This window comes from Bradyrhizobium sp. 190 (genome assembly GCF_023073415.1).
Taxonomy (GTDB): Bacteria; Pseudomonadota; Alphaproteobacteria; order Rhizobiales; family Xanthobacteraceae; genus Bradyrhizobium.
On record NZ_JADPJL010000068.1, the window covers coordinates 13,999 to 39,986 of the forward strand.

At 64.4% G+C, this 25,988-nt stretch carries 26 protein-coding genes and 1 other RNA gene; 16 read left to right on the forward strand and 11 right to left on the reverse strand.

Annotated elements, in window-relative coordinates:
- Positions 1-2: 2 nt before the first annotated feature.
- The 8 genes from yihA (at position 3) to dapE (ending at position 7,032) form a co-directional block, all read left to right on the forward strand.
- Complete coding sequence (gene yihA / locus IVB22_RS35150; protein ID WP_247521725.1) at positions 3-653, forward strand: ribosome biogenesis GTP-binding protein YihA/YsxC; 651 nt, start codon at positions 3-5, stop codon at positions 651-653.
- A complete protein-coding gene (locus IVB22_RS35155) occupies positions 653-1,024 on the forward strand; it encodes a DUF423 domain-containing protein (protein WP_247521726.1) in 372 nt (123 codons plus the stop codon). Before yihA ends, IVB22_RS35155 begins: the two co-directional genes overlap by 1 nt.
- A gap of 267 nt (positions 1,025-1,291) precedes the next feature.
- The gene (argB, locus tag IVB22_RS35160; RefSeq protein ID WP_247521727.1) at positions 1,292-2,188 is read left to right on the forward strand and encodes an acetylglutamate kinase; all 897 of its coding nucleotides are present in this window, start codon (positions 1,292-1,294) and stop codon (positions 2,186-2,188) included.
- 74 nt (positions 2,189-2,262) lie between these two features.
- A complete protein-coding gene (locus IVB22_RS35165) occupies positions 2,263-3,252 on the forward strand; it encodes a DUF1036 domain-containing protein (protein ID WP_247522077.1) in 990 nt (329 codons plus the stop codon).
- 168 nt (positions 3,253-3,420) lie between these two features.
- Entirely contained in the window at positions 3,421-4,116 is a 696-nt protein-coding gene (locus tag IVB22_RS35170; protein WP_247521728.1) for a pyrimidine 5'-nucleotidase, read from the forward strand.
- Positions 4,117-4,352: 236 nt separating this feature from the next.
- Complete coding sequence (gene dapD / locus IVB22_RS35175; RefSeq protein WP_247521729.1) at positions 4,353-5,198, forward strand: 2,3,4,5-tetrahydropyridine-2,6-dicarboxylate N-succinyltransferase; 846 nt, start codon at positions 4,353-4,355, stop codon at positions 5,196-5,198.
- A gap of 69 nt (positions 5,199-5,267) precedes the next feature.
- Positions 5,268-5,885 (forward strand): DUF805 domain-containing protein, encoded by a 618-nt coding sequence (locus tag IVB22_RS35180; RefSeq protein WP_247521730.1) that lies wholly within the window; start codon positions 5,268-5,270, stop codon positions 5,883-5,885.
- Entirely contained in the window at positions 5,878-7,032 is a 1,155-nt protein-coding gene (gene dapE, locus IVB22_RS35185; protein ID WP_247521731.1) for a succinyl-diaminopimelate desuccinylase, read from the forward strand. Before IVB22_RS35180 ends, dapE begins: the two co-directional genes overlap by 8 nt.
- A 124-nt stretch (positions 7,033-7,156) precedes the next feature.
- Here the strand turns inward: dapE and truA are convergent, their stop codons facing one another.
- From truA to def, 3 genes are all read right to left on the reverse strand, one after another.
- A complete protein-coding gene (gene truA, locus IVB22_RS35190) occupies positions 7,157-7,894 on the reverse strand; it encodes a tRNA pseudouridine(38-40) synthase TruA (RefSeq protein WP_247521732.1) in 738 nt (245 codons plus the stop codon).
- On the reverse strand, positions 7,894-8,826 hold the full coding sequence (gene fmt / locus IVB22_RS35195; protein ID WP_247521733.1) for a methionyl-tRNA formyltransferase: 933 nt from the start codon (positions 8,824-8,826) through the stop codon (positions 7,894-7,896). The genes truA and fmt overlap by 1 nt, the downstream gene beginning before the upstream one ends.
- Before the next feature lie 137 nt (positions 8,827-8,963).
- Entirely contained in the window at positions 8,964-9,491 is a 528-nt protein-coding gene (gene def / locus IVB22_RS35200) for a peptide deformylase (RefSeq protein WP_247521734.1), read from the reverse strand.
- Between the two features lie 170 nt (positions 9,492-9,661).
- Here def and IVB22_RS35205 point away from each other — a divergent pair, with 170 nt between their 5' ends.
- Together IVB22_RS35205 and IVB22_RS35210 are read left to right on the forward strand one after the other, a co-directional pair.
- Positions 9,662-10,870 (forward strand): DNA recombination protein RmuC, encoded by a 1,209-nt coding sequence (locus IVB22_RS35205; RefSeq protein ID WP_247521735.1) that lies wholly within the window; start codon positions 9,662-9,664, stop codon positions 10,868-10,870.
- A gap of 168 nt (positions 10,871-11,038) precedes the next feature.
- Positions 11,039-12,409 (forward strand): MFS transporter, encoded by a 1,371-nt coding sequence (locus IVB22_RS35210; protein WP_247521736.1) that lies wholly within the window; start codon positions 11,039-11,041, stop codon positions 12,407-12,409.
- A 54-nt stretch (positions 12,410-12,463) separates the two neighbouring features.
- Here the strand turns inward: IVB22_RS35210 and IVB22_RS35215 are convergent, their stop codons facing one another.
- The 5 genes from IVB22_RS35215 to ffs form a co-directional block, all read right to left on the reverse strand.
- Positions 12,464-12,889, reverse strand: a complete 426-nt coding sequence (locus tag IVB22_RS35215; protein ID WP_247521737.1) for a hypothetical protein — start codon at positions 12,887-12,889, stop codon at positions 12,464-12,466.
- A gap of 23 nt (positions 12,890-12,912) precedes the next feature.
- A complete protein-coding gene (recR, locus tag IVB22_RS35220; RefSeq protein ID WP_214489070.1) occupies positions 12,913-13,518 on the reverse strand; it encodes a recombination mediator RecR in 606 nt (201 codons plus the stop codon).
- A gap of 1 nt (position 13,519) precedes the next feature.
- Complete coding sequence (locus IVB22_RS35225; RefSeq protein ID WP_247521738.1) at positions 13,520-13,840, reverse strand: YbaB/EbfC family nucleoid-associated protein; 321 nt, start codon at positions 13,838-13,840, stop codon at positions 13,520-13,522.
- Between the two features lie 24 nt (positions 13,841-13,864).
- Positions 13,865-15,706 (reverse strand): DNA polymerase III subunit gamma/tau, encoded by a 1,842-nt coding sequence (locus tag IVB22_RS35230; protein ID WP_247521739.1) that lies wholly within the window; start codon positions 15,704-15,706, stop codon positions 13,865-13,867.
- A gap of 108 nt (positions 15,707-15,814) precedes the next feature.
- Positions 15,815-15,911, reverse strand: an RNA gene (gene ffs / locus IVB22_RS35235) — signal recognition particle sRNA small type.
- A gap of 226 nt (positions 15,912-16,137) precedes the next feature.
- Between ffs and IVB22_RS35240 the strand changes: the two genes are divergently transcribed.
- The 6 genes from IVB22_RS35240 (at position 16,138) to IVB22_RS35265 (ending at position 21,033) form a co-directional block, all read left to right on the forward strand.
- Positions 16,138-16,563: an HIT domain-containing protein gene (locus IVB22_RS35240; RefSeq protein ID WP_247521740.1), complete on the forward strand. Its 426-nt coding sequence runs from the start codon at positions 16,138-16,140 to the stop codon at positions 16,561-16,563.
- A 4-nt stretch (positions 16,564-16,567) separates the two neighbouring features.
- The gene (gene nudC, locus IVB22_RS35245) at positions 16,568-17,518 is read left to right on the forward strand and encodes an NAD(+) diphosphatase (protein WP_247521741.1); all 951 of its coding nucleotides are present in this window, start codon (positions 16,568-16,570) and stop codon (positions 17,516-17,518) included.
- Positions 17,519-17,598: 80 nt separating this feature from the next.
- Complete coding sequence (locus tag IVB22_RS35250; RefSeq protein WP_247521742.1) at positions 17,599-18,561, forward strand: sugar kinase; 963 nt, start codon at positions 17,599-17,601, stop codon at positions 18,559-18,561.
- Between the two features lie 68 nt (positions 18,562-18,629).
- On the forward strand, positions 18,630-19,130 hold the full coding sequence (locus tag IVB22_RS35255) for an Lrp/AsnC family transcriptional regulator (protein ID WP_108512319.1): 501 nt from the start codon (positions 18,630-18,632) through the stop codon (positions 19,128-19,130).
- Positions 19,131-19,250: 120 nt separating this feature from the next.
- The gene (locus IVB22_RS35260) at positions 19,251-19,544 is read left to right on the forward strand and encodes a hypothetical protein (RefSeq protein ID WP_247521743.1); all 294 of its coding nucleotides are present in this window, start codon (positions 19,251-19,253) and stop codon (positions 19,542-19,544) included.
- 19 nt (positions 19,545-19,563) lie between these two features.
- Entirely contained in the window at positions 19,564-21,033 is a 1,470-nt protein-coding gene (locus IVB22_RS35265) for a methyl-accepting chemotaxis protein (protein WP_247521744.1), read from the forward strand.
- Positions 21,034-21,221: 188 nt separating this feature from the next.
- On the opposite strand, the gene IVB22_RS35270 is transcribed toward IVB22_RS35265, so the two are convergent.
- The 3 genes from IVB22_RS35270 to hrpB form a co-directional block, all read right to left on the reverse strand.
- Entirely contained in the window at positions 21,222-22,721 is a 1,500-nt protein-coding gene (locus IVB22_RS35270; RefSeq protein ID WP_247521745.1) for a phosphomannomutase/phosphoglucomutase, read from the reverse strand.
- 122 nt (positions 22,722-22,843) lie between these two features.
- Positions 22,844-23,359: a TIGR02281 family clan AA aspartic protease gene (locus tag IVB22_RS35275; RefSeq protein ID WP_247521746.1), complete on the reverse strand. Its 516-nt coding sequence runs from the start codon at positions 23,357-23,359 to the stop codon at positions 22,844-22,846.
- A gap of 124 nt (positions 23,360-23,483) precedes the next feature.
- Complete coding sequence (hrpB, locus tag IVB22_RS35280) at positions 23,484-25,961, reverse strand: ATP-dependent helicase HrpB (protein WP_247521747.1); 2,478 nt, start codon at positions 25,959-25,961, stop codon at positions 23,484-23,486.
- Positions 25,962-25,988 lie beyond the last annotated feature (27 nt).

Consider the following 25,988-nt stretch of genomic DNA (forward strand, 5'->3'; position numbering starts at 1 on the left):
GCATGAATACCGACATCGATGCGAAGCTGATCGAAGAGGGACGAAAACTCTTCGCCGGCGAATGGAAGTTCGTCTGGGCCTCGCCCTCGATCGAGACGCTGCCGCCGATGGCGGGCGTGGAGGTAGCGTTCGCCGGCCGCTCCAATGTCGGCAAATCGAGCCTGATCAATGCGCTCACCGGCCGCAACGCGCTGGCGCGCACCTCGCATACGCCGGGCCGCACCCAGGAACTGATCTTCTTCGACGGCCCTCACAGCGCGGAACTGCGGCTGGTCGACATGCCCGGCTATGGCTACGCCTCGGCGCCCAAGACCCAGGTCGCGTCATGGACCAGGCTGATCCATCAATTCCTGCAGGGGCGGGCCACGCTGGCGCGGGTCTATGTGCTGATCGATGCGCGCCACGGCATCAAGGAGGTCGACCAGGACGTGCTCAAGACGCTGGACAAGTCCGCCGTGAGTTATCAGGTGGTGCTGACCAAGGCGGATCAGGTGAAGAAGCCAGAACTCGAAAAGAACATCGCCGAGACCACGGCGGCGCTCGCCAAGCACCCGGCGGCGTTTCCGGAAGTGCTGGTGACATCCTCGCGCTCCGGCGCCGGCATGCCGGAATTGCGCGCCGCGATGGTGCGCCTGTTGCACGAGCGCGCCTGATGAGCCGCACAGCCCGCATCCTGATCGTGCTCGCCGCCATCATGGGCGCCGACGGCGTCATGCTGGCGGCTGCCTCCGCCCATGGCGCGGACGCTTCGCGGCTGGCATCGGCGTCGTCGATGCTGCTGTTTCACGCCACCGCGGTATTGGGTGCCGTCGCGCTGGCCGAGCGCGGGATTATCCATGGCCGCATCGGCATCGTGGCCGCCTTCGGCTTCGTCATTGCGGCAGGTCTGTTCGCCGGCGACCTGACGCTGCGGCACTATGCGGGGCATGGGTTGTTTCCGATGGCCGCGCCGACCGGCGGGACGCTGCTGATTGTAAGCTGGCTGGCGCTGGCGGTCGCGGCGGCCTGGCCGAAGCGGGGATAACTCTTCCCTTCTCCCCTTGTGGGAGAAGGTGGCGCGTAGCGCCGGATGAGGGGTCTGTCTCCGCGTGAGGGGTCTGTGTTTGTGGAAAGAACCCCTCACTCGAATGAGCTTCGCTCATTCGATCCACCCAAGAGCGAGCTTCGCTCGTCTCGCTCCCACAAGGGGAGAGGGGAAAAAGAGGCCGCGAACGCAAAATCCCCCACTTTGCGCCCTGCCCTCCAATCGGATAGAACCCGGCCCGGCATCTGGAATGGCGAGACCCGCTTCATGACATCAGCGCAAGATATCAGCCCCCTCGATCAGGCCCGCATCCTGTCCGAGGCGCTGCCGCATATGCAGCAATATGACGAGGAAACCATCGTCATCAAATATGGCGGCCATGCCATGGGCGCCGAGGAAACCGCCAAGGCCTTTGCCCGCGACATCGTGCTTCTGGAGCAGACCGCGATCAATCCGGTGGTCGTGCATGGCGGCGGGCCGCAGATCGCGACCATGCTCAAGCGGCTCGGCATCCAGTCGGAATTCGCCGCAGGCCTGCGCATCACCGATGCCGCCACCATCGAAATCGTCGAGATGGTGCTGGCGGGATCGGTCAACAAACAGCTGGTCGGCTATATCAACGAAGCCGGCGGCAAGGCGGTGGGCTTGAGCGGCAAGGACGGCAACATGGTGAAGGCGTCGAAGACGACGCGCACTATGGTCGATCCGGATTCGAACATCGAGAAGGCGATCGACCTCGGCTTCGTCGGCGATCCCGACAAGGTGGATCTCACGCTATTGAACCAGTTGATCGGCCATGAGCTGATCCCGGTGCTGGCGCCGCTCGCGACCTCGCATGACGGCCACACGCTCAACGTCAACGCCGACACTTTTGCCGGCGCGGTGGCCGGCGCGCTGAAGGCCAAGCGGCTGCTGCTCTTGACCGACGTTCCCGGCGTGCTCGACAAGTCGAAAAAATTGATACCGGAACTGTCGGTCAAGGACGCGCGAAAACTGATCGCCGACGGCACGATTTCCGGCGGCATGATCCCCAAGGTCGAAACCTGCATCTACGCGCTGGAACAGGGCGTGCAGGGCGTCGTCATCATCGACGGCAAGACGCAGCACGCGGTGTTGCTGGAGTTGTTCACCAACCAGGGCACCGGCACGCTGATCCACAAGTGACCCGCGCGATCTCCCCGCCCGCTCCCTTCGCGCACCGCTTCCGCGCAAGATCGCAGCGGTATGGGAGATACGCGATCCTTGCGCTGCCGGCCGCGGCGATCTCGCTGTTCGCTTCCTCGCTGCCCGCCTTCGCCGATCTAAAACTCTGCAACCGCATGAGCTATGTGGTCGAGGCCGCGATCGGCATCGACGACAAAGCGGCGACCGCGACGCGCGGCTGGTTCCGGATCGATCCGGCCGCCTGCCGCGTGGTGCTGCAGGGCGCGCTGACCGCCGACCGCATCTTGCTGAATGCACGCGCGCTCGGCGTCTACGGCGCTTCGCCGATTCCGCAGAACGGCAGCGATACGCTGTGCATCGCGCCGGATAATTTCGTCATCGCCGCCGCCCGCCAGTGCCGCGGCAACCAGACGCCTGCGCCCTTCACCCAGATCACGCCGACGCGGACCGATGACGGCAATCTGGTCGCCTATCTCGCCGAGGATTCCGAGTATGACGACGAGCAGGCGCGGCTGGCTGGCATCCAGCGGCTGCTGGTCATCGCCGGCTATGACGCCGCTCCGATCGACGGCGTCGATGGGCCGAAGACGCAAAGCGCCCTCTCGGCGTTCCTGAAGAGCCGCGGGCTCGCCGCCGACATCGTGCAGTCGCAAAATTTCTTCACCGCCATGATCGAAGCCGTGCAAAAGCCCTCCTCTTCGGGGCTGACCTGGTGCAACGACACGCCGCACAAGATCATGGCGGCGGTCGCCACCGACGACGGCAAGGCGGTGACCAGCCGCGGCTGGTACCGCATCGATCCCGGCAAGTGCTTGCATCCCGATGTGACCGGCCAGCCGAAGCAGGTCTACAGCTTTGCCGAAGCCGTCGACGGCGAAAACCGCGCCATCAAATACCGGGACAAGCCGTTGAACTGGGGCGGGCCGAAAGAGCTCTGCACGCGCGAGAGCAAGTTCGAGATATCGGAACAGGGCGATTGCGGCACCCGCGGGCTTGCGCGGATCGGCTTTGCGCCGGTGGATATGAGTAGCGGCGGCAAGACGCTGCGGTTTGCGATGCCGTGATGGTAGCGTTCGCGGCCCACTCTATCGTCGTCCCCGCGAACGCGGGGACCCATAACCACCGGCCTGCATTTGAGGCGCTCGTATCAGAAGGCAATTCCCACCGTGCGTCCCATTATCGCCGCGGCGTATGGGTCCCCGCGTTCGCGGGGACGACAAATTGAGAGAGCCATGACATCATCCCGCCCCTTCAGCCACATCGACACCTGGGTGTTCGATCTCGACAACACGCTCTACCCGCATCACGTCAATCTGTGGCAGCAGGTCGACGCGCGGATCGGCGAGTTCATCAGCGCGTTCCTGAAAATCTCCGCGGAAGAAGCCCGCGTGATCCAGAAGGATTATTACCGCCGCTACGGCACCAGCATGCGCGGCATGATGACCGAGCACGGCGTGGGCGCCGACGACTATCTGGCCTATGTGCACAAGATCGATCACTCGCCGCTGGAGCCGAACCCCGCGATGGGCGCTGCGATCGCAAAGCTTCCGGGGCGCAAGCTGATCCTGACCAACGGCTCGACCGACCATGCCGGCGCGGTGCTGGCTCGGCTCGGCATAACCCAGCATTTCGAGGCGGTGTTCGACATCATCGCCGCCGAACTTGAGCCGAAGCCAGCGCCGCAGACCTACGACAAATTCTTGCGCATCCATGGCGTCGATCCCCTGAGGTCGGCGATGTTCGAGGATCTCGCCCGCAACCTCGTGGTACCGCACCAGCTCGGCATGACCACGGTGCTGGTGGTGCCCGACGGCGCCAAGGAAGTGGTGCGCGAGGATTGGGAGCTGGAGGGCCGGGATGCGGCTTACGTGGATCACGTGACGGATGATTTGACAGGATTTTTGCAGCGGTTGAGTAATCGCGGATAGTCGTCCCTGCGAACGCAGGGACCCATACCGCGTGATCTATAGAGGAAACATGGTGGCCGACGCTCTGCCAACTACCGCCGTAGCTTGCTGAAGCGAAGCCGTCGCCCTTCCTGACCCATACGCCGGCCGCGGCGTATGGGTCCCTGCGTTCGCAGGACGACGAGAGAGCCTTGACTCTCCCTGCCCAAATCCCGAAAAAGCCCGTCAACTTCGCCCGAAAGCCTAAGGAAATCCCGATGTCCCTGTCCGCACTCGAATCCACCGTCAACTCCGCCTTCGACGCCCGCGACGGCATTTCGACGTCGACCAAGGGCGAGGTTCGCGAGGCTGTCGATAGCGCGCTCGAACTGCTCGACAAGGGCGAGACGCGCGTCGCTGAGCGCGGAGCTGATGGCAAGTGGAAGGTCAATCAGTGGCTGAAGAAGGCGGTGCTGCTGTCGTTTCGCCTCAACGACATGAGCGCGATTCCCGGCGGCCCAGGCAAGGCGTCGTGGTGGGACAAGGTGCCCTCGAAATTCGAAGGCTGGGGCGAGAACCGTTTTCGCGACGCGGGCTTTCGCGCTGTCCCCGGCTCGATCGTGCGCCGCTCGGCCTTCATCGCCCGCAACGTCGTGCTGATGCCGTCCTTCGTCAATCTCGGCGCCTATGTCGATGAAGCAACCATGATCGACACCTGGTCCACGGTCGGAAGCTGCGCGCAGATCGGCAAGCGCGTGCATATTTCGGGCGGCGTCGGCATCGGCGGCGTGCTGGAGCCGCTGCAGGCCGAGCCCGTGATCGTCGAGGACGACTGCTTCATCGGCGCGCGCAGCGAGGTCGCCGAAGGCGTGATCGTGCGCAAGGGTGCGGTGCTGTCGATGGGTGTGTTCCTCGGCGCCTCCACCAAGATCGTCGACCGCGAGACCGGTGAAATCTTCATCGGCGAAGTTCCGGAGTATTCGGTCGTGGTTCCCGGCGCCCTGCCCGGCAAGCCCTTGAAGAACGGCCAACCCGGCCCATCCACCGCCTGCGCCGTGATCGTCAAGCGCGTCGACGAACGCACCCGCTCCAAGACCAGCATCAACGAACTGCTGCGGGACTAATCGAACCGGGGACTTTCCCGCGCGACTAACGTACCGGACACGGGCTTCCGCCCTCCGGAGCATTTGCGCATGGACTGGACCTGGTACCTGTTCCGCTTCGACGGCCGCATCAACCGCGCCAAATTGTGGCTCGCGGGGCTGGTCATGTTGGGCGGGCTGACTGTTCTGGGCGCTGTGATCGTGGCGATCCAGAGCCTGTTCGGCGGGCCGACATCGTTCAGTTTGGGCGCCAAGGACATCTTCAAGCTGGTGGATTCCGACGTCTACCGGACGCTGAAACCAGCCGATCTTCCCAGGCTTGTCACCAAGCTGCTCGGCATCTCGTTGCTGCTGTGGGTCTACTTCGCCACCTCGATGAAGCGGCTGCACGACCGCGACAAGAGCGGCTGGTGGATGGTGCCGTTCTTCGTCGTCCCCGGCCTCTACAACCAGTTCGACGACCGGCTGCCCGACTCCTACTTCATGATGCTGCCTGCCCTGATCGTATTTGCCTTATACGTGTGGGGCTTCATCGAAATGTATTGCCTGAGGGGTTCGCGCAAGACGAACCGGTTCGGCACCGATCCGCTTGCACCGAAGGCGCCGCGCGACACGCGGCCGCCTTGGGACCAGCAGAGTGAGATCGAAATGGTGCCGCACAAGGCTGGCCCGCCGCCGGTTTGGCGTGTTAAGCCGGGGTATGAATGACGCCGTTTCCATTACCCGCGACCTCGTCCGCTGCCCGTCTGTCACCCCTGCCGATGCCGGTGCGCTCGGCGTGCTCGAGCGCCTGCTGAAGGACGCCGGCTTCGAGGTGCACCGCGTCACCTTCGGCGAACCCGGCACCGCCGACATCGACAACCTCTACGCCCGTATCGGCGACAGCGCGCCGCACATCACCTTTGCCGGACATACCGACGTGGTGCCGCCCGGTGACGAGACGGCGTGGACGCTCGGCGCGTTCTCGGGCGAGGTCAGGGACGGTTTCCTCTATGGCCGCGGCGCGGTCGACATGAAGGGCGGCATCGCCTGCAGCGTTGCCGCCGTGCTGCAATATCTCGCCAACGTCAGTGGCAAGCCCAAGGGCTCGATTTCGTTTTTGATCACCGGCGATGAGGAAGACATTTCCGTCAACGGCACCATCAAGCTTCTGAAATGGTGCGCGGAGCGCGGCGAGAAATTCGATCATTGCGTGCTTGGCGAGCCGTCAAACGTCGAAGTGCTCGGCGACTGCATCAAGATCGGCCGCCGCGGCTCGCAATCCGGCACGCTCTATGTTGATGGCGTGCAGGGCCACGTCGCCTATCCGCACCGCGCGGCCAATCCAGTGCCGGATATTTCGCGGCTGATCGTGGCACTCTCCGACGAGCCGCTCGATCACGGCAGCGCGCAGTTCCAGGCCTCCAATCTCGAATTCACCTCCGTCGACGTCGGCAACACCGCAAGCAATGTGATCCCGGGACAGGCGCGCGCAAAGTTCAACATCCGCTTCAACGACAACCACACGCAGGACACGCTGCGCGCGCTCGTCGAGGAACGGCTGGCAAAGGCCTGCGGCAACCGCATCCGCGCCCGCATCGTCTGGGAGTATTCCAACTCCAACGTGTTCGTGACTAAACCCGGCGCGTTCACCGACCTCGCCGTCAGCGCGATCGAGGAGGTGACGGGACGCAAGCCGGAACTCTCCACCTCCGGCGGCACGTCCGATGCGCGTTTTATCTCCAGCTATTGCCCGGTGATCGAGTTCGGCCTGGTCGGCCAGACCATGCACCAGGTCGACGAGCGTACGCCGGTGTCCGATCTGGAAAAGCTGACTAAGATCTATCGGGGGATATTGGATAGGTATTTCGCGTAGTGCACCGCCGTCGTCATCCGCACAGATTCGTAGGATGGGTGGAGCGAAGCGATACCCATCACCTCGCCGCAAGCCCGATGGGTATCGCTTCGCTCCACCCATCCTACGAACTCGTCGCCGCCGCCTAATACTCCACCCGCACCAGATACAGCCCATCCGGCGGCGCGACGGGGCCGCAGGCGGCGCGGTTGCGGGCGGCGAGTGCGGCGGCGAGATCGTCGGCGCTCCAGCGGCCTTCGCCGACCCACACCAGCGAGCCCACCATCGAGCGCACCTGGCTGTGCAGGAAAGAGCGCGCGGAAGTGAGGATCGCAACCTCGTCGCCCTCTCTGACGACGTCGAGCTGATCGAGCGTCTTCTCCGGCGATTTCGCCTGGCATTCGGTGTCGCGAAACGTCGTGAAATCGTGCTTGCCGAGCAAGCGTTGCGCGGCGATGTGCATCGTGTCCGTATCGAGATGGCGCGGCACCCGCCAGCTTCGCTTGATATCGAGCGCGAGGTTGGCGCGGTGGTTGGTGATGCGATAACGGTAGTGGCGCTTGATCGCGGAGAAACGCGCCTCGAAATCATCGGCTACGATTTCCGCCGAGAGCACGCCGATCGGATGCGGGCGCAGGTGCGCGTTCAACCCGTCGCGCAGCCGGCCCGGCGGAAACGGCTTTTTTATATCGCAATGCGCGACCTGCGCGAGCGCATGCACGCCGGCATCGGTGCGGCCCGAGCCGTGAACGCGAACCTGTTCGCCGCTGATCGCCTTCACCGCGGCTTCCAGCGTCCCCTGCACGGTCGATCCGTTGTCCTGGATCTGCCAGCCTGAGAACGGCGTGCCGTCATATTCGATGATGAGCTTGTAGCGGGGCATCAGCCTAGCCGCGCGGGCGGTTTGAGCGGCGTGCCGCGCAAAAAGTCCGCGGCTTTCATCGGGGCCTTGCCGGCGCGCTGCAATTCCAGAATGCGGATCGCGCCGTCGCCGCAAGCAATCGTCAGGCGATCGTCGAGCACCTCGCCCGGCGCGCCGGATCCGCTTGCCGGTTCGCAGCGCAGAATCTTGATCCGTGCCGGTTCGCCATCGCTCGCGATCTCGCACCAGGCGCCGGGGAACGGAGACAGGCCGTGAATATGCCGCAGCACCTCGCGCGCCGGGCGCTGCCAATCGATCCGCGCCTCGGTCTTCTCGATCTTGGCGGCGTAGGTCACGCCGTCTTCGCTCTGTTTCTGGAGTTGCAATCCGCCCCGAGCAAGCCCTCCCATCGCGCGCACCATCAGGTCGGCGCCGAGCGGCGCCAGCGCATCGTGCAGGTCGGCCGCGGTCATGGTGTCCGTGATCGGCAGCCGCTCGGCCATCGCGACGTCGCCGGTGTCGAGGCCGACATCCATCTTCATCACCATCACGCCGCTCTCGGCATCGCCTGCCATGATCGCGCGGTTGATCGGGGCGGCGCCGCGCCAGCGCGGCAAAAGTGAAGCATGCAGGTTGAAGCAGCCGAGCGGCGGCGCATCCAGAATGGCCTGCGGCAGGATCATGCCGTAGGCGACGACGACCGCCGCATCGGCATTGTGCGCGCGAAACTCCTCGAGCGCTTCCGGCGTCTTCAGCGTCGTCGGCGTCAGCACGGGAATCCCGAGCCGCCGCGCTTCCTGCTCGACCGGCGTCGGCTGCAGCTTCATGCCCCGCCCGGCCGGCTTCGGCGCGCGGGTATAGACGGCCACGACCTCATGGCCGTGGGCCACGAGTTCCAGCAGCGTCGGCACCGCAAAATCGGGCGTGCCCATGAAGATCAAGCGGAGAGGCATGAGGCGCAAAATCCCGGGACGATTCAGTTTATTCCGTCATGGCCGGGCTTGTCCCGGCCATCCACGTCTTTAGTGCAGCGAGAAAGGCGTGGATGCCCGGCACAAGGCCGGGCATGACGGTTGAGAGAGTGGCGGCCTTACTCCGCCGCGCGTTTCGCGGCCTTGGTAAACTTCTTCATCACGCGGTCGCGCTTCAGCTTTGACAGATAGTCGACGAACAGCACGCCGTTGAGATGGTCGATCTCGTGCTGGATGCAGGTGGCGAACAGGCCATCGGCGTCCTCCTCATGCACCTTGCCGTCGAGATCGGTGAAACGAATGCGGACCTGGGCGGGGCGCTCGACCTCCTCGTAATATTCGGGGATCGAGAGGCAGCCCTCCTCGTAGACCGACAATTCCTCCGACGAGGAGATGATTTCCGGATTGATGAACACCCGCGGGCGCGGCTTGGTCTCGCCGTTCTCGTCCTTCTTGGCGAGGTCCATGGTGATCAGCCGCAAGGGTTGCGCGACCTGGATCGCCGCGAGCCCAATGCCGGGCGCGTCGTACATGGTCTCGAACATGTCGTCGGCAAGCTTGCGGATCTCCGTCGTCACCTTCTCGACGGGTTTGGAGACCAGCCGGAGCTGTTTGTCCGGCAGGATGATGATTTCTCTTAGGGCCATAGCGCGCGATTTAAGCTGCTGATTTGTCGCGGTCAATGCGCCGGGGCGTCCGTTAAGGCGGCCTTAACCATGATTTTTAAGGCAACGTTAACCACGAAAATTAACCCGCCATTTACCATAAACGTTCCCTCTTCGTTCGCGAATGCCAGCGAATCGGGCTACATAGCCACATGAACGAAATTCTTTTCATCGTCGGCGACCTGCCGATTCACGTTGGCGAGGCGCTGATCGGGTTCGGCGCGCTGGCTTTGGTGCTGCTGCTGGTGATCGCCATCATCATCGCCCGCTCCGGTCGCCGGGGCGCGGAACTGGCGATGGCGCAGGCGATTCGCGCCGACGAGCTGGAGGAGCGCCTGAGCGAGATGCTGCGGGCGCAGAGCGAGTCCACCGGTCGGGTCGACGCCATGGCGCAGGCGCTGGTGGGCCGCCAGTCCGAGATGACGCGGGCGGTCAACGAACGGCTGGATTCAGTGACGCATCGGGTCGGCCAGTCGATGGAAGCGACCACCCGCCACACCATGGACAGCTTGCGCGTGCTGCATGAGCGGCTCGGCATCATCGACAACGCGCACAAGAACCTCACCGACCTGACGTCGCAGGTGACGACCTTGCGCGACGTGCTCGCCAACAAGCAGTCGCGCGGCGCCTTCGGCCAGGCGCGGATGGAAGCCATCGTGCAGGACGGCATGCCGCAGGGCTCGTACGAGTTCCAGCACACGCTCTCGTCCGGCAAGCGGCCGGATTGCGTGGTGTTCCTGCCCGACCAGCGCCCGCTCTGCATCGACGCGAAATTTCCGCTTGAAGCAATGACCGCGCTGCACGACGCACGCAGCGACGAGGAAAAGAAATTCGCCACCCAACGCCTGCGCAACGACGTGATGAAGCACGTCAACGACATCGCCGAGAAATACCTGATCACCGGCGAGACCCAGGATACCGCGCTGATGTTCGTGCCGTCGGAATCGGTCTATGCGGAAATCCACGACGGTTTCGACGACGTGATCCAGAAGGCCTACCGCGCCCGCGTCGTGCTGGTGTCGCCCTCGCTTCTGATGCTGGCGATCCAGGTGATGCAGCAGATCCTGAAAGACGCGCGGATGCGCGACGCCGCCGACCAGATCCGCACCGAGGTGCTCAACCTCGGCGACGATCTGGGGCGCCTGCGCGAGCGCGTGCTCAAGCTGCAGAAGCACTTTGGCGACGTCAACGAGGATGTGCGACAGATATTGATTTCGGCCGACAAGATCGAGAAGCGCGCCGGACGGATCGAGGAACTCGATTTCAGCAAGACGGATGCGCCGGTCGAAGTCCCGCGCTTCGTCAAGAGCGAAACACCCGAGCTGTTCCCAGTGCCGCGCAAGCTGCAGGCTGGGGAGTAGGTTCTCCCTTCTGCCCTTGTGGGAGAAGGTGGCGCGTAGCGCCGGATGAGGGGTTCTTTCCGCGGAGACAGACCCCTCACCCGTCTCGAATGAGCTGCGCTCATTCGATCCACCCTCTCCCACAAGGGGAGAGGGGAAGTGGCCTCGAATCTCTGCTAACACGTCTCCATGACCACACCTGAAGCCGCTGCCAAAGCGACCGACAAGACCGAAACCGCGCGCACCTCCTGGCGCGAGGCGTGGGCGGTATATCTCCAGCCGCGCGTGCTGATCGTGCTGATGCTTGGCTTCTCCTCCGGCTTGCCGCTGGCGCTGTCGGGGTCGACGCTATTGGTTTGGATGCGGGAATCCGGCGTCGATCTCGGCACCATCGGGCTGTTTGCGCTGGTCGGCACGCCCTACACGCTGAAATTTATCTGGGCGCCGCTGGTCGATGCACTGCACGTGCCGATCTTCACGCGCGCCTTCGGCCGAAGGCGCGGCTGGCTGGTGTTCTCACAACTGCTCCTGATCGGCGCGATCCTGCTGCTGGCGCTGACCGACCCAGCGCGCTCGCCGCTGTTCGTCGCGCTCGGCGCGCTCCTGGTCGCGACGATGTCGTCGACGCAGGACATCGTCGTCGATGCGTTCCGCGTCGAAAGCCTGCCCGAGAGCGAACAGGCCGCCGGCATGGCGTCCTATGTTGCGGCCTACCGGATCGGCATGCTGATCTCGACCGCCGGCGTGCTGTTCCTGGTGAGCGCGTTCGAAGACACCGGCATCGGACGTCACGCGGCGTGGATGTGGGGCTATGTTGCCATGGCCGCATTGGTGCTGATCGGCACCGTCACGGCGCTGGCCGCCACCGAGCCGGAGAAATCCGTGCGCGCCGAGGCCGAGACCCGAGATGAGACGGCGTTCTCGCGCGTCATGCATGCGGCGATCGGAGCGTTCTCCGAATTTCTGGCTCGCAAGTATGCCTGGGTAGCCTTGGCATTCGTGGTGCTATTCAAATTGACCGACGCGTTTTCCGGCACCATGACCGCGCCGTTCGTGATCGATCTCGGCTTCACCCGCAACGACTACGCCGCCATCGTCAAGGGCGTCGGCCTCATCGCGACCCTGATCGGCGGTTTTGCCGGCGGCTATGTGGCGCGGCGCTATTCGCTGGTCGCAAGCCTGTGGATCGGCGGCGTGCTGCAGGCGATCTCTAACCTGGTGTTCGCGTGGCTCGCCTATGTCGGCGTCAATCAATGGGCGCTGGCCGTCGCCATCTCGGCGGAAAACTTCACCGGCGCGATCGGCACCGTGATCTTCGTCGCCTATCTTTCGGCGCTGTGCCAGAACCCGCTACACACCGCTACTCAATACGCGCTGCTCACTGCACTGGCCGCGGTCGGGCGCACCTATCTATCCTCCGGCGCAGGCTTTGTAGCGGCAGCGACGGGCTGGCCGCTATTCTTCGTGATCTCCGTCGCGATCGCAGTGCCAAGCCTGATCCTGCTGGCGTGGCTGCAGCGGCGCGGGCATTTCGATGCGGTGGGGCCGGTGAGGATTTAAGTCTCTTGTAGCCCGGATGGAGCGAAGCGCAATCCGGGCGACGAAGTTCGCTACTCAATGCTTGGTCACCACGCTCCATTTGGTGATGACGGCTTCGCTCATCTGCCCGGCATCCTGCGCACAGGCGACTTCGTCGACCTTGACGGAAATCGCCTTGCCGATGAAATTTTTCAGTTGCGCGGCCTGGGCGTCGCTGTTGGTGACGAGTTGGAACGTCTCGGGCCCGGTTTCCAGATTGCACAGCCCGTTCGGCGGCGGCAGACGGCGCGGTTCGCTGGTGATCTGATAGGTCGCGGCGCGCTTGCTCTTCTTGCCGCCCTTCATGGCGTTGAGTTCGCCGGACAGGACGTCGCCGGCATTGATCGGCTTGCCGGGCTTCGGCGCCGGCTCGGCCTGCTGCGCCCACGCGGAAGGCGCGGCCAAGGCCACCGCCATCATGAACACAAAACAGGAGCGCTTGCCGAATCGTGGTTTCGTCATGTCGATCAGTTCCGTTGTGTTGGCTAGAACAGCGTTCGCTGCCGCATGGCAGCCGATAGCGTACCTTCGTCGAGATAATCAAGCTCGCCGCCGACAGGCACCCCATGCGCGAGCCGGGTCACCTTGACGTTGGCGTCCTGCAGAAGATCGGTGATGTAATGGGCGGTGGTCTGGCCATCAACCGTTGCGTTAAGCGCCAGAACGATCTCGCTGACTTGTGATTCGTGCGCGCGGGCCACCAGCGCGTCGATGGTCAGATCCTGCGGACCGACGCCGTCGAGTGGCGACAATGTGGCACCGAGCACGTGATAGCGGCCGTTGGTCGCATTCGCCCGTTCCAGCGCCCAGAGGTCTGCGACGTCGGCGACCACGACGATGGTCGATGGATCGCGCCGTGGATCGGTGCACACCGTGCATGGATTTTGTGTATCGATATTGCCGCAGGTCTTGCAGACCTGAATTTTGTCTATTGCCACCTGCAGCGCGCCGGCGAGCGGCGTCATCAGCGCTTCGCGCTTCTTGATCAGATGCAGCGCCGCGCGCCGCGCCGAGCGTGGACCGAGCCCCGGCAGGCGCGCCAGGAGCTGGATCAGACGTTCGATTTCGGGGCCGGCAACGCTTGCTGCCATTTCAGGTGAGGCCAAGCCCGGGCGGCAGGCCGAGGCCACCGGTCAGCGTCTGCATTTTTTCCATCGCCGCGGTTTCCGCCTTGCGCCGCGCGTCGTTATGCGCGGTCACCAGCAGATCCTCGAGCACTTCGCGCTCCTCGGCCTTCATCAGCGAGGGATCGATCCTGACGCCCTTCACTTCCATCTTCGCGGTCATGCGCACGGCGACCAGCCCGCCGCCGGATATGCCCTCGACCTCGAGATTGCCGAGCTCTTCCTGCATCGCCTGCATCTTTTCCTGCAACTGCGCTGCCTGCTTCATCATGCCGAGAAAATCAGCCATTGGTTCGTCCTCTTGAGAGTTCGATCAGTCGTCGTCGCCGTCGGAACTCTCGTTCAGGTCTTCAGCGTTAATATTGGATTCCGGCGGCTCGGCGGCAAGCCGGCGCACCTCGACCACTTTGGCGCCGGGAAATCGCGCCAGCACCTCCTGCACGCGCGGATCGGCCTCCGCGGCACGCGCGTGCTCGTTCCTCGCCTGCTCATTCTGCGAGCGCAGCGTCGGCTGGCCGGCCTCGTTGGAGACGATCACGGTCCAGCGCCGTCCGGTCCATAATTCCAGCTTGCGGGAGAGGTCGTTGACCAGCCCGCGCGCCGCATGGCGCTCCAGCGCCACCTCCAGCCGCCCGTCCTCGAAGCGAACGAGGCGCATATCGGATTCCAGCGCCGTCTTGGTCAGGATATCGCGTTTCTCACCGGCCAGCGCGACCAGTTGCGGAAACGTGGTGATCCGCAGGACGGGCGTGGACTCGGTTTGGACCGACGGCGCCACCATTTGCGGTCGCGCGGACGCTTCCGCGCCGGAACGGGGCGAAGCCGGCGTCCGCATCGGCGAAGCGGCAGACATTGAAGATACCGGTGCGGTGGGCGCGGCCCGCGACGGCGCCGCCCCGCCCGAGGCAATTTGCGATCCGCCGCCGTTCTGGTCGAGCATCCGGACCGCCTCGTCGGGCGTCGGCAGGTCGGCGACATAGGCGATGCGGACCAGCACCATTTCCGCAGCCGCCGCCGGCCGGGTCGCGGTCTGCACCTCGGTGATGCCCTTGAGCAGCATCTGCCACATCCGCGACAGCACCCGCATCGACAATTTTGCGGCGAACTCGCGGGCGCGGACACGCTCGGTCTCGCCGAACGCGACGTTATCGGCGGTGGCGGGGACGATCTTCACGCGGGTGACGAAATTGACGAATTCGGCGAGGTCGGACAGCACCACGACCGGATCGGCGCCGACGTCATATTGGCTGCGGAATTCGCCAAAGGCGCTGGCGATATCGCCGCGCGCCAGATGCTCGAACAGGTCGATCACCCGGGTGCGGTCCGCGAGCCCCAGCATCTGCCGCACCGCGTCGGCACGGACCAGGCCCGCCGCATGCGCGATCGCCTGATCGAACAAAGAGAGCGAATCGCGCACCGAGCCTTCCGCCGCGCGCGCGATGATGCCGAGCGCCTCGGGCTCGACCTCGACGCCTTCCCTTTTCGCGATGTTGGAAAGATGGCCCATCAGCACGTCGGCTTCGACCCGGCGGAGATCAAAACGCTGGCAGCGCGACAGCACCGTGACCGGGACCTTGCGGATTTCCGTGGTGGCGAACACGAATTTGGCGTGCTCGGGCGGCTCCTCCAGCGTCTTCAGGAAGGCGTTGAAAGCCGCCGTCGACAACATGTGGACTTCGTCGATGATGTAGACCTTGTAGCGGGCGCTGGCCGGCGCATAGCGCACGCTGTCATTGATCTGGCGGACGTCGTCGACGCCGGTATGGGATGCCGCGTCCATTTCCAGCACGTCCATGTGCCGGCTTTCCATGATCGCCTGGCAGTGCACGCCGAGATTCGGCATGTGGATAGTCGGCCCCTTCACCGACCCGTCAGGCTTTTCGTAATTCAACGCGCGGGCGAGAATCCGCGCCGTGGTGGTTTTGCCGACGCCGCGGACGCCGGTCAGGATCCAGGCCTGCGGAATCCGGCCCGTTTCGAACGCATTCGAAACGGTGCGGACCATGGCCTCCTGGCCGATCAGGTCGTCAAAACTGGACGGCCGGTATTTTCGCGCCAGCACCCGGTACGGCTTGGCCGTCTCGCCCTGGCCGAGAGCAAAACCGCTCTGGTCGGCGCCGTCTGACTTGTCGGGGGGAGCGCCAGCATCACTCATCGGTCGATCCGCAATTGATTGTCTCTCGGGGCCGGCTTGCGGAAAGGAACGAAATTTCGCGCCGGACACGGACTGGCCGCTTCCTTGCGCGATTCGCTCGAAAAACAGGTAGGAGACTGACGAGCGACCCGATCCGGACCTCGTTAGGGCTGCTTCCTTCCGGACCTGACCCGGTTGGCGAGTGGCTCGTCCACCGCCAATCTCCCGGTCCTTATTTGGGGCCAAAAGGGCCGGAAAGCAAGCGGGGTGGTGGGTGCCATGCGCCGGAACTACCCCCGTTTCGTCATGGCCGGGCTTGACCCGGCCATCCACGTCTTGCTTCTTCCAATTCAACGCAAAAAAGACGTGGATGCCCGGGACAAGCCCGGGCACGACGGGTGTGTTTGCAGGGCCGCCCTCTGCAAGGCTGCTCCAAAATAGAGAAACCCTTGATGCCCTCTGACGCCTCCGCCTGGTCGCTGCACTCCCAGCTCAAAAAGGACACGATCGACATCGGCGACCTGCCGCTGTGCAAGGTGCTGGTCATCAAGGATGCGCATTACCCGTGGCTGCTGCTGGTGCCGCGCCGGGAGGGTGCGGTGGAAATCATCGACCTCGACGAGGTCGCGCAGGCGCAGTTGATGACCGAAATCTCACGGGTCTCGCGCGCGCTGAAAGAGGTCACCAAATGCGACAAGCTGAATGTCGCGGCCTTGGGGAATCTGGTCCCGCAGCTGCATGTCCATGTCATCGCGCGGCGTACCAGCGACGCGGCCTGGCCGCGCCCGGTCTGGGGCGTGATGCCGCCACTGTCGCATGACGCCGAGGAAGTACAGAATTTCATCAACGCGCTTCGCCGCAAGATCTGGTTGGGTTGAACCGATGTCCGCATTCGACAAGTATCCGCTGGGGAAGCCCGCTTTCGTCACCCATATTCTGGATCGCGCCGCGCATCTGCGCGCCAATGACGAAAAACTGTTCGCGCTGGAGAGCCAGCGCAACGCCGGCGCCTATGTGATCTACCGCGACTCCCTTCTGGTGAGGCAGGAGGCGGACGGACCGCGCGTGCTGCTCGGGGTCGAAGAGGCCGTGAAGCTCGGCGCCAATCCCGGCACGATCTTTTTGGGCCTGCGCGACGGTGCGCCTGTTTTCGGCATGGGCATTTCGGCCGCGGCGGTGGAGAAGCTGATCACGCGCGACGACGTCGCCGTGACCGAGCTGCGCGGCATGGCGATGCAGGGCACGGTGCCGCCGGAACAGCTCTCCGCCATCGCGATGGCGAAATCGATGGTGACCTGGCACCAGCGTCACGGCTTCTGCGCCAATTGCGGCACCCGCACCGGGATGAAGGAAGGCGGCTGGAAGCGCGAATGCCCGAGCTGCAAGGCCGAGCATTTTCCGCGCACCGATCCGGTCGTGATCATGCTGGTCACGTCAGGCGAAAAGTGCCTGCTCGGCCGGCAGAAGCAGTTCATGCCCGGGATGTGGTCGTGTCTGGCCGGCTTCGTCGAAGCGGCGGAGACCATTGAAGACGCGGTCCGCCGCGAGATTTTCGAGGAATCCGGCATCCGCTGCACAGACGTGAGCTATTACATGACGCAGCCTTGGCCCTATCCGTCATCGCTGATGATCGGATGCGCTGCGCGCGCGCTCAACGAGGATATCGTGGTGGACCGCACCGAACTCGAGGACGCCCGCTGGTTCGATCGTGCCGAAGTCGCCCTGATGCACCGGCGCGAACATCCTGACGGCTTATTTGCGGCGCATCCGTTTGCGATTGCGCATCATCTGATCGGACGCTGGGTGCATGGGGGAAACGAAACGGGCGCATAGCGGGAACCGTCCATGGACCAGTCGATTAACTCCGGACATTGGTTCCGGCTGAAGGCGGAACCGACATGACGGATTCCCGGATGAACTTTCAAGACAAAGCCCCCAAAACTCCGCCGCGGATTCTCTGCATCGGTATGCCGGTGCGCGACCTCACCTTTCATACACCAGGTGTTCCCGGGCGCGGTTCAAAGGAGAACGCCACCGCATTCGACGAAATCTGCGGCGGCAACGCGCTCAATGGCGCGATCGGCATCACTCGGCTCGGTGGCCGTGCCTCGATCTGCGGGCCGATGGGCGATGTCAAGGAAACATCGAGTCGTTTCATCTTCGATCAGATGGCGCATGAGGGCATCGAGACGAAGCATCTCATCCACATGCCGGGGCTGGTGACTCCGATCTCGGCGGTGATGATCGATCCATCCGGCGAGCGCACCATCGTCACCTTCCGCGATCCGGAACTGTGGCACGTGAAATTGCCCGACTTCGACACGCTGCTGGACGACTGCGCCGCCATCCTCACCGAGAGCCGCTGCGCGGAATTCTGCACCGAGCTTTGCGCCGAGGCCGTCCGGCGTGGCATTCCCGTGATCGTCGACGTCGATCGGGCGATGTCGCTGCGCGAGGGCCTGTTGAACGCCTCCACGCACCTGGTGTTCTCCAGCGAGCCGCTGCAGGAAACCGCAGATGTTACTGACGACGCCCAAGCGCTGAAGAAGATCGCCAAACTGACCTCGTCGTTCCTGGCGGGGACCCGTGGCCCGAGAGGCACGATCTGGCTCGACGAGAAGGGGGGTATTCAGGAGACCCCCGCCTTCCCGGTGCATACGGTGGATACCCTCGGCGCCGGCGACGTGTTCCACGGCGCATTTGCGCTGGCGATTACCGAGAAGCAGGAATTGCGGCAGGCGCTGCGGTTTGCCTCTGCCGCCGCGGCGCTGAAATGCACCCGTTTCGGCGGCGCCTTCGCTGCCCCGCAACGTGCTGAAGTTGAAGAGCTTTTGAGCCACGGTCAAGTGACGGACCGGGCGACGACCGGGCGATAGCAGGGCTTGCTATAGAAGAATTTTCTATATATGAGGGTATCAAACCTATTGTATGGAACATTCTTCTCATGACCGACCTAGCCGTTCAGCTCCCTGAAGCCAACCGCCGCCTGGATGCCATCGACCGCAAGATCCTGACCGTGCTGCAGGAGGATGCCTCCCTGTCGGTCGCCGAGATCGGGGACCGGGTCGGGCTGTCGTCAACGCCGTGCTGGAAGCGGATCCAGCGGCTGGAGGCCGATGGCGTGATCCTGCGCCGGGTGGCGCTGGTCGACCAGAACAAGATCGGGCTCGGCATTTCCGTATTCGTCTCGGTCGAGAGCTCCGATCATTCGGAAGCCTGGCTGAAGACCTTCGCCAGCGCGGTCAGCGCCATGCCCGAGGTGATGGAGTTCTACCGGATGGCCGGCGACGTCGATTACATGCTGCGCGTCGTGGTCGCCGACATGGCGAGCTACGACGTGTTCTACAAAAAGCTGATCAGCGCAGTGCCGCTGAAAAACGTCACCTCGCGCTTTGCGATGGAGAAGATCAAGTCGGTGACAGCACTGCCGGTGCCGGCGGCGTAAGTAACCTCCGTAATTCTACGGGGCGTGTCCGTTCACCGAACATTAGCCCTGTGTCCATAGACACGGGGAATGGGTCGGAATGTCACACTCAGCCACCGATGGCCGGCATGGCTCAACGCCGTGCTGTTGCTGATCGCCAGCTTCATCGGCGTCGCAGCACTGTCTTTTCAGGCTCGTCCAGGCACCGAAGTCGTGGCCGTAGCATTTCCCGTTTGGTGGGATTCTCAGCAGGCCTTCTCGGCCGCCGCTTCAGCCAATGCTGCAATCGTCCGCGTAACCGCCGTTCCATCGCTGCTGGTGCTGCGGCCCGATGGCGTTGAGGGATTGTCACGGCTGCACGAGGCCGGGGCCTGGTTCGTAATCGATCCGCAGGCGATCGCGGCCTGTTTCACAAACAAAGCAGCGATTTATTGAGCATATTGGGAATCCGGAAATGACCATTGAAAGCGATGATCTTGCAGCTTTGCGCGAAACCACCAGCAAGGCCTTGCTGGGATTGCTCTGGCTTCATGTTCCCATTGCGCTCGCCATCGGCCTGATGCGCGATAGCGGCTGGCTGGCGCCAACCGCGCTGACGGCGGCGTTGGCGCTGGCCGCGACCCTGTCGTGGCGCACCTCGGGTAACGGGCTTTCGACGCGGCTTACCTTTGCCGTCGCCCTGATGGGCAGCGTGTCGGTGTTTACCTTCCAACTCGCCGGCCATGCCTGGCAGGTCGACATGCACATGTATTTCTTTGCCACGCTGTCGTGTCTCCTCGCCTATTGCGACTATCGCCCGATCCTTGCCGGCGCGGTCGCGGTCGCGTTGCATCATCTGGTGCTGAACTTCCTACTTCCGGCGGCGGTCTATCCCGGCGGCGCTGATCTCGGCCGCGTCGTTCTTCACGCCGTCATTGTTCTGATCGAGGCCGGCGTGCTGAGCTGGCTGGCGGTGAAGCTGTCCGGCCTGTTCGAGACGACCGCGCAGAAGACCGCCGAGGCGGAAGCGGCAAATGCCGCCGAAGCCCGCGCCAATATCAGCCGGATGACCGCCGAACGGCAGGCCAAGCAGGACAGCGACGCGGCACGCCGCGAACTCGCCGCGGGCTTCGAGCGCAAGATCGGCAGCATCGTCGAGGCGGTCGCGGTAACCGCCAACGAGGTGCAGGGCCTCTCCACCTCGATGAGCAAGAGCAACGCGGAAACCACGCGGCAGACCGCCGAGGCGGCGGCCGCCTCGACACGGGCCTCGTCGAACGTGGAAACGGTGGCGGCGGCGACCGAGGAACTGACGGCCTCCATCAGCAACATTGCCCAGCAGGTGACGCGCTCCGCCGAAATCGCCAACAAGGCCGCCGAAGAGGCGCGCCGCACCAACTCCGTGGTCGAGGGACTTGCCGCCGGCACTCAGAAGATTGGCGAAGTGGTTACGCTGATCCAAAGCATCGCGAGCCAGACCAACCTGCTGGCGCTGAACGCCACGATCGAAGCGGCCCGCGCCGGCGAACATGGGCGGGGATTTGCCGTGGTAGCGAGCGAAGTCAAGGCGCTGGCAAATCAGACCGCGAAAGCGACCGAGGAAATCTCCGCGCAGGTGCAGGACATCCAGACCGCCACCGGCGAAGCCGTCAGCGCCATCCAGGCGATCGGCGGCACTATCGCCGAGATCGACGAAATCTCCAATGAGATCGCCGCTGCCGTCGATCAGCAGGGCGCAGCGACGCGGGAGATCGCCGGCAATGTAGCGCAGGCAGCCAACGGGACGCGGGACGTCAGCAGCAACATCCTCAACGTCAGCCGCGCTTCCGAAGAAGCGGGCCGGGCGACGTCGAAGCTGCTGGACGCCGCGAACGGCCTGTCGTCGCAATCCGGCCGGCTGAAGTCCGAGGTCGACAGCTTCCTAGGATCGCTGCACGTGGCGTAAGCGTCGATCTCCACATACTTGTCGTCGCCCGGCATAGCCGTCTGAAGGACGGCGTCGCTTCCGCTCGCCTATGACCGGGCGACCCGGTATTCCAGAGACGTTCGTTTTCAGCCGAGAAGCCGCGGCGTACCGGGTCCCCCGCCTTCGCGGGGGACGACGACCGGGTGTTAGTCAAACACCGTCGCCTCTCAAATCTTCTGATTATACGCGCCGACCTCCGGATGCGTCCGCAGCACCGAATCCATCGCCTCGAACATGTCGCGCATGCGCGCTTCGCTCACCGGGCTTTCGACCACGACCACCAGTTCGGGCTTGTTGGATGATGCCCGCACCAGGCCCCAGCTGCCGTCTTCGACGGTAACGCGCACACCGTTGACGGTGACGAGATCGCGGATCTTTTGGCCCGCGACCTTGTCGCCCTTCTTCTGCAACGCTTCGAAATGCTTCACCACTGCGTCGGCGACGCCGTATTTGGTTTCGTCGGCGCAATGCGGCGACATGGTCGGGGACGACCAGGTCTTCGGCAGCGCGTTTTTCAGGTCCGCCATCGACTTGTCCGATGCGCGGTCGAGCATTTCGCAGATCGCAATCGCCGAGACGAGACCGTCGTCATAGCCACGGCCGAACGGCTTGTTGAAGAAGAAGTGGCCGGATTTCTCAAAACCCGCCAGCGCGCCCATCTCGTTGGTGCGGCGCTTCATGTAGGAATGGCCGGTCTTCCAGTAGGCGGTCTTGGCGCCCTGCTTTTGCAGCACCGGGTCGGTCACGAACAGGCCGGTGGATTTCACGTCGACCACGAATTGCGCATCCTTGTGGATCGCCGACATATCCCGCGCCAGCATGACGCCGACCTTGTCGGCGAAGATTTCCTCGCCGGTGTTGTCGACCACGCCGCAGCGGTCGCCATCGCCGTCGAAGCCTAAGCCCACATCGGCCTTGTGCTGAAGCACCGCGTCGCGGATCGCGTGCAGCATCTCCATGTCTTCGGGGTTCGGATTGTATTTCGGGAAGGTGTGATCGAGTTCGGTGTCGAGCGGGATCACCTCGCAGCCGATCGCTTCCATCACCTGCGGCGCGAACGCGCCCGCGGTGCCGTTACCGCAGGCGACCACGACTTTCAGCTTGCGCTTGAGCTTCGGGCGCTTGGTGAGATCGGCGATGTAGCGCGCCGGGAAATTCTCGTGGAATTGATAGGAACCGCCGGCCTTGTTTTTGAAATCGGCGTTGAGCACGATTTCCTTCAGCCGCGTCATCTCGTCGGGGCCAAAGGTGAGCGGACGGTTGGCGCCCATCTTGACGCCGGTCCAGCCGTTATCGTTATGCGATGCCGTCACCATCGCGACGCAGGGCACGTCGAGATCGAACTGCGCGAAATAGGCCATCGGCGTCACCGCCAGCCCGATGTCGTGCACCTTGCAGCCCGCCGCCATCAGGCCGGAAATCAGCGCGTATTTGATCGAGGCCGAATAGCCGCGGAAATCGTGGCCAGTGACGATTTCCTTGGCGACGCCGAGTTCCCCAATCAGCGCGCCGAGCCCCATGCCCAGCGCCTGCACGCCCATCAGGTTGATTTCCTTCTCGAACAGCCATCGCGCGTCGTATTCGCGAAAGCCGGTTGCCTTCACCATTGGCCCGGATTCGAACTCATAGGTATTCGGAACCAGCACGGATTTGGGCTTGGGGAACATGGGCTGCCTTGTCATGAAATGCTTAAGGGAACACCGCAGCCTTAGCGAATACGCAGGCTGGGCGATAGGCGGGACTGGCGGCTTGTGGCAGCTAATTAAGGCAGATTGGTAACCGGTAAACCTTACTGTTCCAGCACCATCCGGCCATTGGCGTATTCGAAGCGCTTCAGCTTCGACAGGAACGACAGGCCGAGCAGGTTCTCCGACAGCGCCTCGTCGGGCAGCACCAGGGCGTCGACGTCGCGCACCACGAGGCCGCCGAGTTCGATCATGGCGAGCCGCGTGCGCGCGGCCTTGATGGTGCCGTTGGCGGTGGTGACGGTCGCGTTGTAGTCGCTGCGCGAGGGACGCAGGCCAAACCGCGCCGCGGACTTTTCGTTCAGCGCCACCAGCGAAGCGCCGGTGTCGATCATGAAATTGACGCGCTGACCTTCGATGCGGCCGTCGGTCTGGAAATGGCCGCGGGCGTCGCGGGGAATGTCGAGGCTGCGGCCGGCGGCTTGCGCGACCGTTTGGGTGGAGGCTTTGTTCGGCGATGCGCTGGCGGAGGCCGGCGCCGGCGACATCTTGTCCGCCATCTGCGCCATGTAGGTACCGAGAACGACGAGAACGGCGGCAAGGATCATCAGGTTACGCATTACGCCACACTCGATTGCCAGACCGCCGATAACACCACGCCTGGGGCCAAGCCGCGACTAACAGAGGCGGCCGAGGCTGCCATTTTGACGAAAAGGATGAGTGAAGCGTTAACGGCCGGCGCGTTCACGTCCCGCGCGGCTTGACCCGCCGGGTCGGCAGCGCGGTCGCCGGATCTTCCGGCCAGGGGTGGCGGGGATAGCGGCCGCGCAGGTCGGAGCGCACGGCCGCATAGCTGCCCCGCCAGAAGCCCGGCAGGTCGCGCGTCACCTGCACCGGGCGCTGCGCCGGGGACAACAATTCCAGCACCAGCGGCACCGCACCCTTGGCGATTGAAGGATGGGTGTTGAGCCCGAACAGTTCCTGCAGGCGCACGGCAATGGTCGGGCCCTGCTCTGCCTCGTAGTCGATCGCCAGCATGGTGCCGGTCGGCGCTTCGAAATGCGTCGGCGCTTCGCGCTCCAGCCGCGCGCGCAATTCCCACGGCAACAACGCCATCAGCGCGTCGGAGAGATCGCCGGGGGAAAGCTCCTTCAGCGAGGTCTTGTCGTATAACGCCGGCACCAGCCAGTTCTCGCCGTCGGCGGCGAGCGCCGCGTCGGACAGATCCGGCCAGCTATCACCTTCCGCCTTGCGCAAAAACATCACGCGGTCGCGCCATTGCTTGAGGGATTTCGACCACGGCAGCTTGTCGAGCCCGGCGGCGACCAGTCCCGCAGCGAAGATGCGCGCGGTCTCCGCCGAGGGCGACAGCGCGACCGGTGCTTCCGACAGCGTGATTGCGTGCAGGGTTCGCTTGCGGCGCGCACGCAGCGCCATGGCGTTACGATCGAACGATATCTCTTCCGTGTTTTCGATCTGATCCGCGAAGCGTGTTTCGATATCGACCTGGGCGATCGGCGCCGCCAGCAGAATGCGCCCCTGGGCGGCGGTGCCGGTCAGTTCGGCCACCGCGATATAGGGCGCGCGCGCCAACGACGAGGTTTGGTCGACGGCAGCCCCTCGCCCATTGGCGAGCACGAAGCTGCCATTGCCTCGGTTGCGCGCGACCCGGTCCGGGAAGGCAAGCGCCAGCATGATCCCGGTAGAGGGCGAAGCGTCCTCGCTGTCCGGCCCTTCCGTCGCCGCCACTTGCTGTGCCCAGCGCTGCGCGAGACTACGGGCGCTTCCGGTGCGCGGCGAGCGGTCGCGGCGGAACTGGTCGAGCCTGACGTCGAGATCGACGCTGTCGCCGCCAAGGCCGCGCTCGGTCAGGACGGCGGCGATTTCGGCCGCCTCCTCGCCCGCCCCCAGCCGATGCGAATCCACGATCATGCGCGCCAGCCGTGGCGGAAGCGCCAGCGCGCGCAGGCTTTGGCCTTCCGCGGTGATCCGGCCGTCGGCATCAAGCGCGCCGAGTTCGAGGAGCAGGCTGTTGGCTTCCTTCAGCGCGGGCGCCGGCGGAGAATCGAGAAACGCCAGCGTGGTGGGATCGCGGACACCCCATTGCGCCAGATCGAGCACCAGCGAGGAAAGATCGGCCGAGAGTATTTCGGGTTGGGTGTAGGCGGCGAGCGAAGCGGTCTGCGGCTCGTCCCACAGCCGGTAGCACACGCCGGGCTCGGTGCGGCCGGCGCGGCCCCGGCGCTGATCGACCGCGGCGCGCGAGGCGCGCACGGTCTCCAGCCGTGTCAGGCCGATATCAGGCTCGTAGCGCGGCACCCGCGCCATGCCGGAATCGACCACAATACGAACCCCCTCGATGGTCAGCGAGGTCTCGGCGATCGAGGTTGCCAGCACGACCTTGCGTTGGCCCTTCGGCGCCGGCGCGATGGCGCGGTCCTGCACGGCAGCGTCGAGCGCGCCGAACAGCGGCACGATCTCGACGCTTGCATCATGAACCCGCTCGCCAAGAAAATTCTGCGTGCGGCGGATTTCGGCGGCGCCCGGCAGGAACGCCAGCACCGAGCCGGGATCGGCGCGCAGCGCGGTCGCGATCGCATCCGCCATCTGCCGCTCGATCGGCGCATCCGCCTTGCGGCCGAGATAGCGCGTCTCGACCGGAAAGGCGCGGCCTTCGCTGGCAACCACCGGCGCGTCGCCGAGCAGTTTGCCGACCCGCGCGCCGTCGAGCGTCGCCGACATCACCAGGATGCGCAAATCCTCGCGCAAGCCGGTCTGCGCATCGCGCGCCAGCGCCAAGCCCAGATCGGCGTCGAGCGAACGCTCGTGAAACTCGTCGAACAGCACGGCGGCGACGCCTGACAGTTCGGGATCGTCAAGAATCTGACGCGAGAAAATGCCTTCGGTGACGACTTCGATCCGCGTCGCGCGCGATATCTTTGAACCGAAGCGGACGCGATAGCCGACGGTCTCGCCGGCGCGCTCACCAAGCGTGCGCGCCATGCGCTCGGCACTCGCCCGCGCCGCGATCCGCCGCGGCTCCAGCATGATGATCTTTTTCCCCTTCAGCCAGGGCGCGTCGAGCAGCGCCAGCGGCACACGTGTGGTCTTGCCGGCGCCGGGAGGTGCCACCAGCACGGCGGCGTTATTGGCCGACAGCGTGCGCCCGAGTTCATCGAGCACCGCGTCGATCGGAAGGGGGGTGTCGAAGCTGCGGGGCAATTGCGGCTCGCGTTGTTGCCCTCTCCC